The organism is Rhizomonospora bruguierae (assembly GCF_018397995.1).
Taxonomy (GTDB): domain Bacteria; phylum Actinomycetota; class Actinomycetes; order Mycobacteriales; family Micromonosporaceae; genus Rhizomonospora; species Rhizomonospora bruguierae.
In genome coordinates this window covers 1-14,562 of record NZ_BBQH01000015.1, presented here as the reverse complement: position 1 = coordinate 14,562, position 14,562 = coordinate 1, and the positions used below count along the sequence as shown (strand labels likewise).

At 73.7% G+C, this 14,562-nt stretch carries 16 protein-coding genes; 10 read left to right on the top strand and 6 right to left on the bottom strand.

Translation table 11 applies throughout. From position 1 onward, the window contains the following. Positions 1 to 59 precede the first annotated feature (59 nt). Positions 60 to 1,172, bottom strand: a complete 1,113-nt coding sequence (gene menC / locus KJS59_RS06675) for an o-succinylbenzoate synthase (protein WP_213451438.1) — start codon at positions 1,170 to 1,172, stop codon at positions 60 to 62. Positions 1,173 to 1,246: 74 nt separating this feature from the next. Between menC and KJS59_RS06670 the strand changes: the two genes are divergently transcribed. The 3 genes from KJS59_RS06670 to KJS59_RS06660 all read left to right on the top strand — a co-directional run bounded on the left by KJS59_RS06670 (position 1,247) and on the right by KJS59_RS06660 (position 3,317). Beyond that, entirely contained in the window at positions 1,247 to 1,660 is a 414-nt protein-coding gene (locus KJS59_RS06670) for a hypothetical protein (RefSeq protein ID WP_213451437.1), read from the top strand. Between the two features lie 298 nt (positions 1,661 to 1,958). Then, complete coding sequence (locus KJS59_RS06665; protein ID WP_213451436.1) at positions 1,959 to 2,558, top strand: RNA polymerase sigma factor; 600 nt, start codon at positions 1,959 to 1,961, stop codon at positions 2,556 to 2,558. Between the two features lie 3 nt (positions 2,559 to 2,561). After that, the gene (locus tag KJS59_RS06660) at positions 2,562 to 3,317 is read left to right on the top strand and encodes a hypothetical protein (RefSeq protein WP_213451435.1); all 756 of its coding nucleotides are present in this window, start codon (positions 2,562 to 2,564) and stop codon (positions 3,315 to 3,317) included. Between the two features lie 9 nt (positions 3,318 to 3,326). Here the strand turns inward: KJS59_RS06660 and KJS59_RS06655 are convergent, their stop codons facing one another. Next, on the bottom strand, positions 3,327 to 4,568 hold the full coding sequence (locus KJS59_RS06655; protein ID WP_249713929.1) for a sensor histidine kinase: 1,242 nt from the start codon (positions 4,566 to 4,568) through the stop codon (positions 3,327 to 3,329). Next, a complete protein-coding gene (locus tag KJS59_RS06650; RefSeq protein WP_213451434.1) occupies positions 4,565 to 5,221 on the bottom strand; it encodes a response regulator transcription factor in 657 nt (218 codons plus the stop codon). Before KJS59_RS06650 ends, KJS59_RS06655 begins: the two co-directional genes overlap by 4 nt. 133 nt (positions 5,222 to 5,354) lie before the next feature. Between KJS59_RS06650 and KJS59_RS30935 the strand changes: the two genes are divergently transcribed. The 7 genes from KJS59_RS30935 (at position 5,355) to KJS59_RS06620 (ending at position 11,885) form a co-directional block, all read left to right on the top strand. Further along, the gene (locus KJS59_RS30935; protein WP_249713928.1) at positions 5,355 to 5,891 is read left to right on the top strand and encodes a hypothetical protein; all 537 of its coding nucleotides are present in this window, start codon (positions 5,355 to 5,357) and stop codon (positions 5,889 to 5,891) included. Between the two features lie 17 nt (positions 5,892 to 5,908). Next, positions 5,909 to 6,955, top strand: a complete 1,047-nt coding sequence (locus tag KJS59_RS06645) for a peptidoglycan-binding protein (RefSeq protein ID WP_249713927.1) — start codon at positions 5,909 to 5,911, stop codon at positions 6,953 to 6,955. Beyond that, complete coding sequence (locus KJS59_RS06640) at positions 6,952 to 7,704, top strand: ABC transporter ATP-binding protein (protein WP_213451432.1); 753 nt, start codon at positions 6,952 to 6,954, stop codon at positions 7,702 to 7,704. Before KJS59_RS06645 ends, KJS59_RS06640 begins: the two co-directional genes overlap by 4 nt. After that, positions 7,701 to 8,906, top strand: a complete 1,206-nt coding sequence (locus tag KJS59_RS06635) for an ABC transporter permease (protein WP_213451431.1) — start codon at positions 7,701 to 7,703, stop codon at positions 8,904 to 8,906. Before KJS59_RS06640 ends, KJS59_RS06635 begins: the two co-directional genes overlap by 4 nt. A 311-nt stretch (positions 8,907 to 9,217) precedes the next feature. Continuing rightward, positions 9,218 to 9,775, top strand: a complete 558-nt coding sequence (locus KJS59_RS06630) for an RNA polymerase sigma factor (protein WP_213451430.1) — start codon at positions 9,218 to 9,220, stop codon at positions 9,773 to 9,775. Then, complete coding sequence (locus tag KJS59_RS06625; protein ID WP_213451429.1) at positions 9,772 to 10,956, top strand: CU044_5270 family protein; 1,185 nt, start codon at positions 9,772 to 9,774, stop codon at positions 10,954 to 10,956. The genes KJS59_RS06630 and KJS59_RS06625 overlap by 4 nt, the downstream gene beginning before the upstream one ends. 305 nt (positions 10,957 to 11,261) lie before the next feature. After that, positions 11,262 to 11,885 carry a class I SAM-dependent methyltransferase gene (locus tag KJS59_RS06620; RefSeq protein WP_213451428.1) on the top strand — a complete coding sequence of 208 codons (624 nt, stop codon included), beginning with the start codon at positions 11,262 to 11,264 and terminating at the stop codon, positions 11,883 to 11,885. 118 nt (positions 11,886 to 12,003) lie between these two features. Here the strand turns inward: KJS59_RS06620 and KJS59_RS06615 are convergent, their stop codons facing one another. From KJS59_RS06615 to KJS59_RS06605, 3 genes are read right to left on the bottom strand one after another with little or no spacing between them, the layout of a single operon-like run. Beyond that, positions 12,004 to 13,248: an RNA polymerase sigma factor gene (locus KJS59_RS06615; protein ID WP_213451427.1), complete on the bottom strand. Its 1,245-nt coding sequence runs from the start codon at positions 13,246 to 13,248 to the stop codon at positions 12,004 to 12,006. Next, on the bottom strand, positions 13,245 to 13,640 hold the full coding sequence (locus tag KJS59_RS06610; RefSeq protein ID WP_283775749.1) for a YciI family protein: 396 nt from the start codon (positions 13,638 to 13,640) through the stop codon (positions 13,245 to 13,247). Before KJS59_RS06610 ends, KJS59_RS06615 begins: the two co-directional genes overlap by 4 nt. Next, complete coding sequence (locus tag KJS59_RS06605; protein ID WP_213451426.1) at positions 13,637 to 14,017, bottom strand: YciI family protein; 381 nt, start codon at positions 14,015 to 14,017, stop codon at positions 13,637 to 13,639. The genes KJS59_RS06610 and KJS59_RS06605 overlap by 4 nt, the downstream gene beginning before the upstream one ends. Positions 14,018 to 14,562 lie beyond the last annotated feature (545 nt).

Below are 14,562 nucleotides of genomic sequence, written 5' to 3'. Positions count from 1 at the left end.
CGTCCGAAACGGCCACCGCAGGTCGAAGATCGACGGTGTTAAGCGGGTGTGTGCGGAGGTCAGGCCGGCGGCGTGAGGCGCTGCACCGATGAGGTGATCTCGCCCAGCCACGCCTCATCGAGCCGGACGCCGAGGCCGGGGCCGCCCGGCACACGCATGTGCCCGTCCTCCAGCACGAACGGCTCGGTGATGTCGCGGCGCCAGTACCGCCGGGAGGCGGAGACATCGCCGGGAAGGGCGAAGTTCGGCAGGGCGGCCAGGGCGAGGTTGGCGGCGCGGCCGAGGCCGGTCTCCAGCATGCCGCCGCACCACACCGGCACGCCGTTGGCCGCGCACACGTCGTGCACCCGGCGCGCCTCCAGCAGTCCGCCGACCCGGCCCGGCTTGATGTTCACCACCCGGCAGGCGCCCAGCGCGATCGCGTCCGCGGCCGCCTTGGCGCTGGTGATCGACTCGTCCAGGCAGATCGGGGTGCGCAGCAGGCGGGCCAGGGCCGCGTGCTCGCGCAGATCCTCCTCGGCCAGCGGCTGCTCGATCAGGAGCAGGTCGAACGCGTCGAGCTGGCGCAGCAGGCCGGCGTCGGCCAGGCCGAACGCGGCATTCGCGTCCACCTGGAGCGGGATGTCACCGAAGCGCTCCCGCACCGCCCGCACCGGCGCCACCACCCAGCCCGGCTCGATCTTCAGCTTGATCCGCCGGTACCCCTCGGCCAGGTAGCCCGCCACGGCGTCGAGCAGCGCCGGTACGGACTCGGCGATGCCGACCGAGACACCCGCCGGTACGGCGTCGCGCACCGCGCCCAGGTACTCGGCGAGCGGCTCGCCGGTGGCGCGCAACTGGGCGTCGAGCACCGCCATCTCGAGCGCCGCCTTGGCCATCCGGTGCCCCTTCACCCCGGCCAGCGCGGGGGCGACCCGGGGCGCGGTCAACTCCCGCACGCCCCACAGGCGGGGTACCAGGAAGTCGCGGATCACCTCCTGCGCCCCCGAGACGTACTCGGCGGAGTACAGCGGCTCGGCGATCGCGACGCACTCGCCCCAGCCCGAGACGCCTTGGTCCGTGGTGACCTTGACCAGCAGGATGTCCCGGTCACGCTCGGTGCCGAACGAGGTCCGGAACGGCGCCACCAGCGGCAGGTGGACGCGGCGCAACTCGACCTGGGCCAGTTCCATCCCCGGACGCTATCGCGGGCTGTAACGAATCGGGGAACGGTGGCGCTCCCCCTTCGGAGGGAGCGGCGCATTGAGTGACGACGAGGCCGCGGCGATCACGGCCGCGCACCGGGGGCAAGGCACCGCACAGCACGCCGAGCCCGAACGTCGGCCCGCAGCAGGGCTTGCCCTCGGCACGCCCGACCGGCAGGGGCAACGCCCCGACCGCGCCGCCGGTCTCGATGCGGGGGCTCTGCAACGCGTACGCCAACGTCGTCGACAACCCGGGCAAGGCGCTGGAGAACCCGGCGTTCGGCGCGCTGATCGAGGCTGCCGGCGGGCCGGCGAACGTGCCAGCGTTCTGCGCGGCCCAGCCGACGAAGGGCCCCGGCAAGCCGACCGGCAAACCGCCGGCGCCCCCGACGAAGCCGGCCGGGAACCCGGGCGGCAAACCCACGGAGAAGCCGGGCAACACGCCGACCGCGCACTCGACCGGCCCGTTCCGCTGATCTTCCGGGCGGGTCGCGGCCTCCCCGGTGACGACCCGCCGGGATCCGGCACGGCCGCATCCCGGCGCGGATCGCAAGGGGTGTGACGTTTTCCGGACCACCGTCGCTTATCTGTATGTGTGCGGGCGGCCAACCCGCACACGGGGTGGCTTTCTCGCCGTCCGGGCTACTCACCGAGCCCGTCCGGCTACCACCCGCGGCTCCCCGCAGGTAGGTCCGCCGCCCGCCTGCGGGGAGTCACCCACACGTACCACCGTCAGGCTTGCGAACCGGGGTGCCTATCGGCAAGGTTGAGCCGATGTCCGCCTCGCTCCACCCCGCCGAAGACCTGCTGCGGGCCTTCGAAGCGGCGCGGGCCGGCAACGAGGCCGGGTTCACGCTGCTGTGGCGCGCACTCAACCCGCCGCTGCTGCGGTACCTCCAGGCGGTGGCCGGGGGCGCGGCCGAGGACGTCGCCTCGGAGACCTGGTTGCAGGTGACCCGGAGCCTGCCCGAGTTCACCGGCGACGCCACCGCGTTCCGCGTCTTCCTGTTCCGGGTCGGCCGCAACCGCGCGATCGACGAACTGCGCCGCGTCGGCCGGCGCCGGGAGGAGCCGCGGGCGCACGGCGCCGAGCCGTACCGGGACGACCCGCCACCCGCACCGGACGCGGCGACCACCGCGCTGGAGCGCGGCGAGATGCGGTGGGCGGTCCGGTTGCTGGCATCGCTGCCGCGCGAGCAGGCCGAGGCGGTCATGCTGCGCGTGGTGGCCGGGCTGGACGTGGCGGAGACCGCCCGCGTGCTGGGCAAGCGACCGGGCGCGGTGCGGGTGGCGGCGATGCGGGGGCTGCGGCGGCTGGCGGAGCACGACGAGATCCGGGAGCGACAGGACGCTCGCCGGCGGGAGGGGGTGTAGCGCATGGGCATGTTCCGGCGCCATACCCGGGCGGAGATGGACCCGCGGACGGCGGAGCGACTGCTCGGCGGGGAGCCCGCGGGCCCCGAGTACGCCGAGTTACAGCGGCTGCTCGCGACGGCCGCGGCCCCCGCCGAGCCGGGCGAACTGTCGGGCGAGGCCGCGGCGCTGGCGGCGTTCCGCGCCGCGACGGCCGCCCACCACGCGCCGGCGGTGCCCACGGCGGTCCGGGGCGGCCGCCGGTTGCTGGCGGTCAAGCTGGTCGCGGCGAGCACCCTGCTGCTCACCGCCGGCGCCGCCGTCGCGACGGGCGGCGGTCACCTGCCCGAAAGGCTCCAGGACCGGGCGCACGGCCTGTTCGGCGCACCCGCCGCCCCGCAGACCAGGCCGCAGTCCCCGGCGCGGCCATCGCGCACTGCCACCACACCGCCGCCGCCCCGCACCACTTCCCCGCCGACGACCGATCCGCAGCACACCCCCAGCGGCCCGCCCAGCACGAATCTGGTCGAGTCGTGCCGCGCCTGGCTCGCCGCCGACGCGGACCCCGCCCGGCCGCGCCCGAAGGGGCGGGAACTCGCGGCCCTGGTCCAGGCGGCCAACGGCCGGCCGCGGGTCAGCGACTACTGCGGACGGCTGCTCGGGGTCCAGCCGGAGCCGGGCGGCACCGGGCAGACCTCCCACCCGACGCACACCCCGGCCAAGGGGCAGGGCCGGGGGCAGGGCCCGAAGCCGAAGACGTCGAAGGGCGCGGCCGACTGATCGAGGCGGTCAGGCGGCCGGCAGCGTCACGGTGACCACCAGGCCACCGCCCGGTCGCGGGTGGGCGGTGACGTCCCCGCCGTGTGCCCGGGCCACCGAGCGCACGATGGACAGTCCCAGCCCGGCGCCCTTGCCGCCCGCCAGCCGGTCCGAGGAGAGGCGGCGGAACGGTTCGAACAGGTCCGGCACCTCGTACGGCGGCACCTCCGGTCCGGTGTTGGCGACGGTCACCTCGGCCCGCCCGTCGTGCCGGGTGCGGGTGGCGACCCGGACCCAGCGGTCCTCGCCCGCGTTGTGCCGGATGCCGTTCTCCACCAGGTTGTACACGAGGCGCTCCAGCAGCAGCGCGTCCCCGGTCGTGGGCGCCTCCCGGGCCTCCGCGCCGAGCAGGACGCCGGCCGGCTCGGCCTGCGCCGCGGCCAGGGCCACCACGTGGGTGACCACGTCGGCCAGGTCCACCGGACGGCGGGTGGTGATCTCGTTCTCCGACCCGGCGAGCAGCAGCAGGCCGTTGATCAGGCGCTCGTGCCGCGAGTTGATCTCCAGCAGGGTGTCGCCGAGCTGGAGCACGTCCGGCGAGGCGTTGCGGCGGTGCATCGCCACCTCGACCAGCGACCGGTTGAGCGTCAACGGGGTGCGCAGCTCGTGCGAGGCGTTGGCGACGAAGCGGCGCTGGCCGTCGAAGGACCGACCCAGCCGCTGCACCATCGTGTCGAACGCGTCCGCCAGGTCCTTCACCTCGTCGTGCGGGCCGGGCAGGTCGATGCGCTCGTGCAGGCCGCGCTCGGCGGCGGGGGCGGCCGCGATGCGCCGAGCGGTGTCGGTGACCCGGTGCAGCCGGGCGAGCACCCGCCCGGCGACCAGCCAGCCGAAGCCGGCGGCGGCGCCGCCGACCAGCAGCAGGGCGATCCCGCCCTGGGTCAGCAGCGACGTCATGGCCGCCTGGTGCAGGCTGTTCTGCTGGTCCAGCAGCCAGCGCTGGGCCTCGGCGCCGGAGAGCACGTCGCCGTTGCCGGTCATCACGTACATCTCGGCGGCCCGGCCCAAGGCCACCGGCGGTGGCAGTTGGCCGGGCCCGGCCACGATCTGGGCCCGGGAGACGACTTTCGGCCCCATCCCGGTGAGCTGCTGGTCGACCAGCGCGTAGGTCACCGCCAGCAGGACGACGCCGGCGGCGAAGAAGATGCCGGCGTAGATCAGGGTCAGCCGGGCGCGCAGGGTCAGCGACCGGGACAGAAATCGCGTGTTCACTGGATCCGGTACCCCACTCCCGCGACGGTCTCCACGACGGGCGGATCGCCCAACTTGCGGCGCAGCTTCAGGATGGTCAGCCGGACCGCGCTGGTCATCGGGTCGGCGTGCTCGTCCCACGCCTTCTCCAGCAGCCGCTCGGCGGAGACCACCGCGCCGTCCGCCCGCAGCAACTCGGCCAGCACGGCGAACTCCTTGCGGGACAGCGGCACGTACTGCCCGTCCCGGAAGACCTCGTGCCGGGCGGGGCTGAGCGCGATGCCGGCCCGGCGCAGGATCGGCGGCTCCGCCGGGCGGGAACGCCGGCCCAGCGAGTGCACCCGGGCGGCCAGCTCGGCGAAGGCGAACGGCTTGGTGAGGTAGTCGTCGGCGCCCATGCTGAGCCCGTCCACCCGGTCGGCGATGCCGGCCGCCGCGGTCAGCATCAGCACCCGCGCCGTGGCGCCGGAGTCCACCAGTTCGCGGCAGACGTCGTCGCCGTGCACCTTCGGGACGTCCCGGTCCAGGACCACCACGTCGTAGTCGTTGACGGCCAGCCGCTCCTGCGCCGCCGCGCCGTCGTGGACCACGTCCACCCCGTGGGACTCGTCCCGCAGCCACTCCGCGATCGCGCCGGCCAGCAGCGGCTCGTCCTCCACCACCAGTACCCGCATGCCGCCAATGATCGCGCGGCGCCGCGTTTCCTCCGTGTTAGCGGCGGATCGGCGGAAACGCCGGCGAAACGCCCGGTCGCGTTGCATCGCCACCGAACGGCCGGGGCGAACCCGGCCCGACCGAGGAGATCGCATGAAGCGATGGCATGCCGGCACCGGCATGGTCGCGCTCGCGGCGGCGCTGGCACTGGCCGGCTGCGCGAAGGACGGCGGCAGCGACCCGCAGGTGGCCTCGGCCAACGGCGGCGAGCGCAGCGCCGAGCCGAGTACCTCACCCGCCATGGACCCGCACGAGCTGGCGCTGAAGTTCGCGCAGTGCATGCGCGAGAACGGGATCGACATGGAGGATCCGCAGGAGGGTGCGGGTGTCCAGTTGAAGCTCCGCCCGGGCCAGGAGGAGACCGTGAAGAGGGCCCAGGAGGCGTGCCGGAAGTACTCGCCGGCCGCGAACGGCGCCGCGGCGGACCCGCAGATGGAGGAGCGGGCCCGCGAGTTCGCGAAGTGCATGCGGGAGAACGGCGTGGAGGACTTCCCGGACCCGTCGGGCCAGGGCATCAAGATCGACAAGAGCCTGACCGACGACCCCGACTTCGACAAGGCGCGGCAGGCGTGCCAGAGCGTGATGGGCGGCCGGGGTATGGTCGCCGGCCCCGGGGGAGGGGCCAAGTGAGCCGTCGTGGTGGACGCGTGGCGCTGATCGCGCTCGCGGTGCTGGCCGTGGGCGGCGGCGCGACCGCGGTGGTCCTGGGCACCGGCGGCGAGGGGCAGGCCGGCAGCGGCGGCGCGGGCCTGCTCCCGCCGAACACCGCCACGGTCACCCGGCAGACGCTGCGGGACACGCGGACCGAGTCCGGCCAGTTGGGCTACGGCGACGCCACCTCGGTGGTCAGCCGGATGCCCGGCACGCTCACCAAGGCGCCGGCGACCGACGCCCGGATCAGCCGCGGGCAGGCGCTGTTCAATGTGGACAACCAGCCGGTGGTGCTCATGTACGGCCGGCTGCCCGCGTACCGCAGGCTCGCGCCGGGCGACGAGGGCGCCGACGTGAAGCAACTGGAGCAGAACCTCAAGGCGCTGGGGTACGGCGGCTTCACCGTGGACGACGAGTACACCTCCGCCACGGCGGACGCGGTCAAGCGGTGGCAGAAGAAGCTGGGCCTGCCCGAGACGGGCGTGGTCGACCTGGGGCGCGTGGTGTTCGCGCCCGCCGCGATCCGGGTGGACGCCCTCTCGCTGGGCGTCGGCGACCCGGTGACGCCCGGCGCGAAGGTGCTGACCTACACCGGCACCGCCAAGGCGGTCGCGGTGGACCTGGACACCGCCGACCAGCGACTGGCCAAGCGGGGCGCGACGGTGCAGGTCACGCTCCCGGACGACAGGACCGTCACCGGCAAGATCACCGAGGTCGCCACCGTCATCCGGCCCGGCGACAGCCCGGGCGGCCAGGACGAGACCAAGGTCGCGGTGATCGTGCGGATCGACGACCAGCAGGCCGCCGCCGCGTTCACCGTCGCCACCGTCGACGTGACGTTCACCGCCGCCGAGCGCGCGGACGTGCTGACCGTCCCGGTGGCGGCGCTGGTGGCGCTCAGCGAGGGCGGCTTCGGCGTGGAGGTCGTCTCGGGCGGCTCCTCCCGGTACGCGGCGGTCGAGACCGGCCTGTTCGCGGACGGCCGGGTCGAGATCTCCGGCGCCGGGGTGGCCGAGGGCGACGCCGTGGGGATGCCCGCATGATCAGCCTGACCGAGGTGCGCAAGGAGTACCCGGGCGGCGTGGTGGCGCTGGACGGCGTGTCCCTGGAGATCGGCGGCGGCGAGTTGGTGGCCATCGTCGGCCCGTCGGGCTCCGGCAAGTCGACGATGCTGAACATGCTCGGCACCCTGGACCGCCCCACCTCGGGCGGGGTGCGGATCGCCGGGTACGACACGGCCCGGCTCTCGGACGCGCAACTGTCCGCGCTGCGGGCACGCCGGATCGGCTTCGTGTTCCAGCAGTTCCACCTGTCGCCGGGGGTCTCGGCGCTGGAGAACGTCGCGGACGGGCTGCTCTACTGCGGCCGGCGCCCGGCCGAACGCCGCCGCCGGGCCACCGCCGCGCTGGAGCGGGTCGGGCTGGGCCACCGGGTGCGCCACCGGCCGAGCGAACTGTCCGGCGGCGAGCGCCAGCGGGTGGCGCTGGCCCGGGCGGTGGTCGGCGACCCGCCGCTGCTACTCGCCGACGAGCCGACCGGCTCGCTGGACTCGGCCGCCGGCGCGGGCGTCATGGACCTGCTGCTGGACCTGCACGCCGCCGGTACGACCGTCGTGCTCATCACCCACGACCGGGAGATCGCCGAGCGGCTGCCCCGGCGGGTGCACATGCGCGACGGACGGATGGTGCAGGACTCGGCGGCACCCCCGCTGGCAGCCGTGAACGCGAGGAGAGCGCTGGCCGGCGACCGCGGCGGAAGCACCGCGATCGCGAACGAAAGGCAGGCCCCGTGACCGCCGCCGTCCTGCACCCGGCCCGGATGTGGCCCGGGGACCTGCTCAAGGTCGGCGCGGTGGGGCTGCGCACCCGCCCGCTGCGGGCCACCCTGTCCGCGCTCGGCATCGCCATCGGCATCGCCGCGATGGTCGCCGTGGTGGGCATCTCCGCCTCGTCCCGCGCCGACCTGGACCGCACCCTCGACGCGCTCGGCACCAACCTGCTGACCGTCGGGCCGGGCAGGACCATGTTCGGGGCGGACGCCCAACTGCCCGAGGAGTCCGAGGCGATGGTGGGCCGGATCGGCCCGGTCACGGCCGTGGCCGCGGTCGGCCGGGTCAGCAGCGCCCGCGTCTACCGCACCCGCCTGATCCCGGCGGCCCAGTCCGGCGGCATCACCACGTTCGCGGCGCGCATCCCGCTGCTCGCCACGGTCGGCGCCACGCTGCGCAGCGGCACCTGGCTGAACGACGCCACGGCCCGGTACCCGGCCGTGGTGCTGGGCGCGTCCGCGGCCAACCGGCTCGGCATCGGCCACGCCGGTCCGGACGTGCGGGTACTGATCGGCGGGGTCTACTTCACGGTGGTCGGCATCCTGGAGCCGGTCGCGCTGGCCCCCGAACTGGACCCCGCCGCCCTGATCGGCTGGGCGGCCGCCCAGTCCACGCTGCGCTTCGACGGGCACCCCACGACCATCTACACGCGCGCGGCGGAAGCCCAGGTGGAGGCGGTCCGGGACGTGCTGGGCGCCACCGCGAACCCGCGGTCGCCGAACGAGGTCGAGGTATCCCGGCCGTCCGACGCGCTACCGGCGAAGCGGGCCGCCGGGGAGGCGTTCACCGGCCTGCTGCTCGGCCTGGGCGCGGTGGCCCTGCTGGTCGGCGGCGTCGGGGTGGCCAACACCATGGTCATCTCGGTGCTGGAGCGGCGCGCCGAGATCGGGCTGCGGCGCTCCCTGGGCGCCACCCGGGGGCAGATCCGCATCCAGTTCCTCGCCGAGTCCCTGCTGCTGTCCGCGCTCGGCGGGGTGGGCGGAGCGCTGCTCGGCGCGGCGGTGACCGCCGGGTACGCGATGTACCAGGACTGGCCGCCCGTCACGCCCGCGGTGGCGCTGTTCGGTGGGGTGGCCGCGACGCTGGTGATCGGCGGGCTGGCGGGGCTGTACCCGGCCCTGCGGGCGGCCCGCCTCTCCCCGACCGAGGCGCTGGCGGCGACCTAGCCGCACCTGGCACATCAGCGGAAACGCGCGGGTATCACGCCGGCGCGGTGGCGCCCGCCGCCACCGCGCCGGCCACCCACGGTGGGCCGCGGGCGCGTTGCCCGAAAATCCAAAAGGGACAATCAATGCCCGGGTAGCCGGTAACCGCCGCTTGGTGCGACGAAGGGCGACGCGTCGGTGGTCACCCGTCCTGGGGGCCGAACTGGAGCAGGCGGTTGGGCGAAATCAGCTCCATCAGCCGGTAAGAAAGCGGGCCCTGCGCTCATTTCCTGGTGACGGCGTACCTTCCCATGCCGAAGGAGCAGGAGCCAGTGACAGAAGCCGCAGCCGCAGCCGAGGCGAGCAGGCGTTTCATCGCGCTGTACGACGCGCACCACGCGCAGGTGTACGCGTACGCGGTGAGCCGGGCCGGCCGTCAGCTCGCCGACGACGTGGTCAGCGACACCTTCCTCGTGGCGTGGCGCAAACTGGCCACGATTCCGGGGTCGCCGCTGCCGTGGCTGCTCGGCGTGGCCCGCAACGTGGCGCGGGAGCGCTTCCGGGACGAGGTGCGGCAGGCCAGCCTGGTGGCTGAGCTGCGTGCCTGGGTCGACGAGGCGATGGCGGACGTGGCGGACGAGGTGTCCGAGCGCGGTGCCGTGCTCGCCGCTCTCGCCCGGCTCGGTCCGGACGACCGTGAGCTGCTGACCCTGGTGGCCTGGCACGGCCTGTCGACCAGGACGGCCGCCCGGGTCGTCGGCTGTTCAACGGCCACCTACTTCGTCCGGCTGCACCGGGCCAGAAAGCGACTGCAGGAGGCCCTGGCCGGGGCGGATCCGGTCCCCCGTCGTTCCCCGATCGCCCTTCCTGTCGAGGAGTACAGCAAATGAGTTCCCGCAGAGATGCCCTGAAGGCGCTGGCCGACGCCCGCCCCGCCCGGCTCGACCCGGATCCGGGCAGCCGCCCCGACCCGTACGGGATCGTGGCGCATCCGCAGCCCACCATCGCTTCGGCCCGGACGGGAGGCCGACGGGCGCGCCGTCTGATTCTGGCGGGCGCGCTGCCCGCCGTGGCCGCGGCGGTGGTCGGGGCGGTTTTCCTCGGCGCCGGTGGGGCCGGGCCGGCGGGCACGCTGGGAGCCGGCAGCCCGGCGTCCGATCCGGCGGCTACCACCGCGCCAGCCCCGCGCACGGCGCGCGAGCTGCTCCTGGTCGCCGCCGAGCAGAGTGCGGCCGATCCCACCGGCGGTGGCCGCTACTGGGTCCTCGACCAGGTACACGGCTCGCTGCGCCAGGTCGGCCCGAAGAGTCGGCCCTACAACATCATCGAGCGGCGCGGCTTGCGGTCCTGGGAGGCGATGACCGCCGCCGGCCGGAGCGTGGGATTCTTCCGCGATCTCGGCGCCGAGCCGTTCACGGCCGAGGACCGGGCCGCGTGGCAGGCCGACGGCTCACCGACGCAGTGGACCCTGCCCGCACCCGAGGGCGTTCCCGGCGCTGAGCCGATCATCATCAGCGGCAGGCCCCGGCCGGAGACCGTCGAGCGGGGTGCCGCCAGGCCGATGCCGCCGGGCGTGAAGGACGGCAACGCGCCCTACTACCTCGCCGGCGGCTCGATCTTGCGGGCGGAACTCGCCGCGATACCCACCGACCCGACCGCGTTGAAGGCGTGGCTGCTCAAGCGGCTGAAGGCCAGCGAGGTGCAGGAGGCCACCGGCTACTCCCTCTTCTGGAGCGCCAAGACGCTCGTCTTCGACCTGCCGGTGTCGCCCCGGGTGCGGGCGGCCGCGTACCGGATGCTCGCCGATGTGCCGGGGGTGACCTCGCTGGGTACGGTCACCGACCAGCGGGGACGTGCGGGTATGGCCGTCGGGTTCGCCCGGAAGGGTGACGGGGGGCACTGGAGCCAGACGCGGCTGATCATCGACCCGCGGACCGGCCAGGCGCTCGCCAACGAGTCCTGGGATCTGGGCTCGGGCCACGCCCCCAGGGCCACCGGGACGTTGCAGAGCTTCACGCTCCAGGTGAGCGCGGGCTTCACCGACGAGGACCCACCCACCGGGCAGAAGTAACGCGCCAGTTGTCCCCTCGGCGTGCGGTGCGGACCGGTCAGCCTCCGCACCGCACGTCCAGCTCATGCGGATCGGCCGCGGGCTGATGAGGTCCGCCTGCTCCTGAGATTCGCCCGGATTCGAACTCCTCGCATTCGCCACTGGCAGCGGTCTCGATGCGCAGGGCACCACCGCGTCAGCGGGCGGAAAGCGGGTCCGGCCGCGCATCGCGATCATTCCGGCCACCGCCGTCGCCCTGTAACACTCCCGGCCAGGGAATCCACCCGCCGCGTCGATCCGCCAGCCGCTGCACCAGGATCGCCATCGTGAACGCCCCCGATCCCACCGAACTGGTCCAACGCGGGTACGACAGCGTCTCCCACCGCTACCGCGGCGACCACGACGCCCCCGCCGAATACGCACCCTGGCTCACCGACCTGCGACGACGGCTCCCGGCCAACGCCAACGTGCTGGACCTCGGCTGCGGCTGCGGCATCCCGGTGGCCAAAACGCTCGCCGACCACGGCCACCGGGTAACCGGCGTCGACCTCAGCGAGGTCCAGGTCAACCGCGCCCGCCGGCTCGTTCCCCAGGCCACGTTCCGGCACGCCGACGCCACCCGGGTCGCGTTCGCCGACCGCACGTTCGACGCGGTCGTCTGCCTCTACGCACTCATCCACATGCCGCTGGACACGCAGCCGCGACTGCTCCACCGCATCGCCACCTGGCTACGGCCCGGCGGCCTCCTGCTCGCGACCACCGGAGCCCAGCAGTGGACCGGAACCGAGGACCACTGGCTCGGCGGCACCGCCACCATGTGGTGGAGCCACGCCGACGCGGCCAGTTACCGCACCTGGATCACCCAGGCCGGCCTGGACATCGACTCCGAACACTTCGTGCCCGAGGGGAGCAGCGGCCACCAACTCTTCTGGGCCCACCGACCCCAATGACCGGCCGGGCCAGCACAGCCAAGAATCGGGCCGCCGCCCGCGGCCAGATCCCGGCCGGCGGCTCGTCGCGGTTGCTGATGCTCGAACGGTGCCGGAGCGGGCCGGCTCCACGTGTCGGTCAGCCGGCGAGTTGGTCGCGGCGGCGGGTGAGGTAGGCCCGCTCCGCGGGGTTGCCGGCGAGACCGATGGCCCGGTCGTACGCCGCCCGCGACTCGCCGCCGCGCCCGAGCCGCCGCAGCAGGTCGGCGCGTGCGGCGTGGAAGGCGTGGTAGCCGTCGAGGACCCCGGCGAGCCGGTCGATCTCGGCCAGCCCGACTCCGGGGCCATCGACCTCGGCGACCGCGACCGCCCGGTTGAGCCGCACGATCGGCGAGGGGTCGAGCAGCACCATGCGGTCGTAGAGGGCGACGATGGTGGACCAGTCGGTGTCGCGGGCGGATGGGGCATCCGTGTGGACCGCGTTGATCGCGGCCTGCAACTGGTAGCGCCCGGGCAGGCCGCCGCCGGTCGCCACCGCCTCGATCCGCTCGCGAACCAGGGCGTTGCCCTCGACGATGAGGGTGCGATTCCACGCGCCGCGGTCCTGCTCGTCGAGGGTCACCAGCTCCCCGGTGCGGGACACGCGCGCCGGTCGCCGGGCGTCAGTGAGGAGCATCAGGGCGAGCAGGCCGGCCACCTCGCCGTCGTCCGGGAGGAGAGTTCGCAGCAGGCGGCCGAGGCGGATCGCCTCGTCGGTGAGGTCGACGCGCACCGGTCGGTCCCCCTCGCTGGCCAGGTAGCCCTCGTTGAAGACGAGGTAGACGACCGCGAGCACGCCGGCGAGCCGCTCCCGGATGTCATCGGCCGAGGGCACCCGGTAGGGAATGTGTGCCGCCTTGATCTTCGCCTTGGCGCGGGTGATCCGTCGCGCCATCGTAGTCTCCTGCACCAGAAAGGCGCGGGCGATCTCGGCGACGGTGAGACCACCGAGCAGGCGCAGGGTGAGCGCCACCCGGGCCTCCAACGCGAGCGCCGGGTGGCAGCAGGTGAAGACCAGTCTGAGCCGGTCGTCCTCGACCGGGCCGGTCGGCTCGGGAGGGGTGTCGTCGTACATGATCCAGGCCGCCTGCTGCTTGGCGTCGCGCTGCGACTCGCGACGTATCCGATCGATCGCCTTGCGGGTCGCGGTGGTGGCGAGCCAACCACCGGGATTGGGCGGCACGCCCTCGCGCGGCCACCGCTCGGCAGCCGCCACGAACGCCTCGGCCGTCGCGTCCTCGGCCACGTCGAGGTCGCCGAAGCGGCGCGCGAGGCCGGCGACCACCCGCGCCCACTGCTCGTGGTGGACACGGGTGATCGCCTGCTCGACGGTGGGGTCGGTCACGGTTCCAGCAGCGCCCGGAAGGATTCCGCGGTTCGGAAGGGACGCACCTCGACCGTGCCGCGGCACGCCTTCGACCCCTCGGCGGCAAGCGTCAGGGCCACGTCGAGGTCGGCCGCCTCGATCACCCAGAAGCCGCCGAGGTACTCCTTCGTCTCCAGGTAGGGCCCGTCGGTGAAGACCGGCTTCGCGCCCTGCCCGTCGACGGTGGTGGCGGTCGTGGCGGGCTCCAGGCCATCGGCGAAGACGAAATGACCGTCCCGCTGGAGCCGCTCGTTGAAGGCGCCGGTATCGGCGAACGCCTGAAGCATGGCCTCCTGGGAGGGGTAGGCGCCGAACTCGGTGCACTCGGCCGGTCCGTAGACGGACAGCAGGTACCTGGGCACCGCGCTCACCTCTCCCCCGAGCCGTTACGCCGGGTCTGCCCGGGACCCCGGAACCGGTGCACCTCCTGCGGCCAGTCCAGCACGGTCGCGAGCCGGCCGGCCCAGTATCGCGCCGTCTCCTCGTCCGGCACGTCCACGACGGCGAAGCCGCCGAGGTGCTCCTTGGTCTCGACGTACGGGCCGTCGGTGAAGACAGGCTTGCCGTCAACCGCCTCGACGCTGCACACCGCGGTGGACCGGTCGAGCCCGCCGTTGGTGAAGATCAGGACATCCTGGGCCAGCATCTCCTCGATCACGGCCCGGACGGCCGTGCCCTTCTCGCGCAACTCCTCCGTCGTATGCTCAGGCACCCACTCATCGTTAAAGGTGATCAGGTACTCGGTCATAGCCGTCTCCTCTTCATCCGCCCTGCGGCCCGGCCCGGCCCGCCGCACACTAGTTCCACGAACGGCTGCGCCTTGATACGACACCATCCCGGAAACTCTGCCAAGGCGCCCCCGGGCTAGTGACCGCAGAAGGGATAGGCCGGCACCGGCGGGTACGGCGCCGAGAGCGGCAGGCCACCTCGCCTTCATCGCCGCGTCGAGCAGGTCTCCACGGGACACTGGCGCACCCACGACGGCGACGAGGTCGACGACGTCATCGAGTTCGATAACGGCCACGTCCTCGCGTTCGAGGTCAAGGCGAACGAACGCGTCACGGACGCCGACCTCAACGCTACGAGACGCTCGGCGACAGATTCATCGCCGGAGTGGCGCCCAGCACCGGACTACGCTCGTTCACCTACGAAGACCGCATCCACATCGTGCCCGTCGACCGGCTCCGGACACCCACCAGCGGATGAGCTGCGCCGAACGTTCGTCCCGATACATCGAGAGGGTCCACCCCGGGTGGACCCTCTCCGGTTCAGCTCCATACGTCGAACCCCGTC

Excerpts from the sequence above, each read along its gene's own strand:
- KJS59_RS06665 (WP_213451436.1), top strand. The coding sequence starts at position 1,959 with ATGTCCGCCTCGCTCCACCCCGCCGAAGACCTGCTGCGGGCCTTCGAA.
- KJS59_RS06650 (WP_213451434.1), bottom strand. The coding sequence starts at position 5,221 with ATGCGGGTACTGGTGGTGGAGGACGAGCCGCTGCTGGCCGGCGCGATC.
- KJS59_RS06625 (WP_213451429.1), top strand. The coding sequence starts at position 9,772 with ATGAGTTCCCGCAGAGATGCCCTGAAGGCGCTGGCCGACGCCCGCCCC.
- menC (WP_213451438.1), bottom strand. The coding sequence starts at position 1,172 with ATGGAACTGGCCCAGGTCGAGTTGCGCCGCGTCCACCTGCCGCTGGTG.
- KJS59_RS06640 (WP_213451432.1), top strand. The coding sequence starts at position 6,952 with ATGATCAGCCTGACCGAGGTGCGCAAGGAGTACCCGGGCGGCGTGGTG.
- KJS59_RS06660 (WP_213451435.1), top strand. The coding sequence starts at position 2,562 with ATGGGCATGTTCCGGCGCCATACCCGGGCGGAGATGGACCCGCGGACG.
- KJS59_RS30935 (WP_249713928.1), top strand. The coding sequence starts at position 5,355 with ATGAAGCGATGGCATGCCGGCACCGGCATGGTCGCGCTCGCGGCGGCG.
- KJS59_RS06605 (WP_213451426.1), bottom strand. The coding sequence starts at position 14,017 with ATGACCGAGTACCTGATCACCTTTAACGATGAGTGGGTGCCTGAGCAT.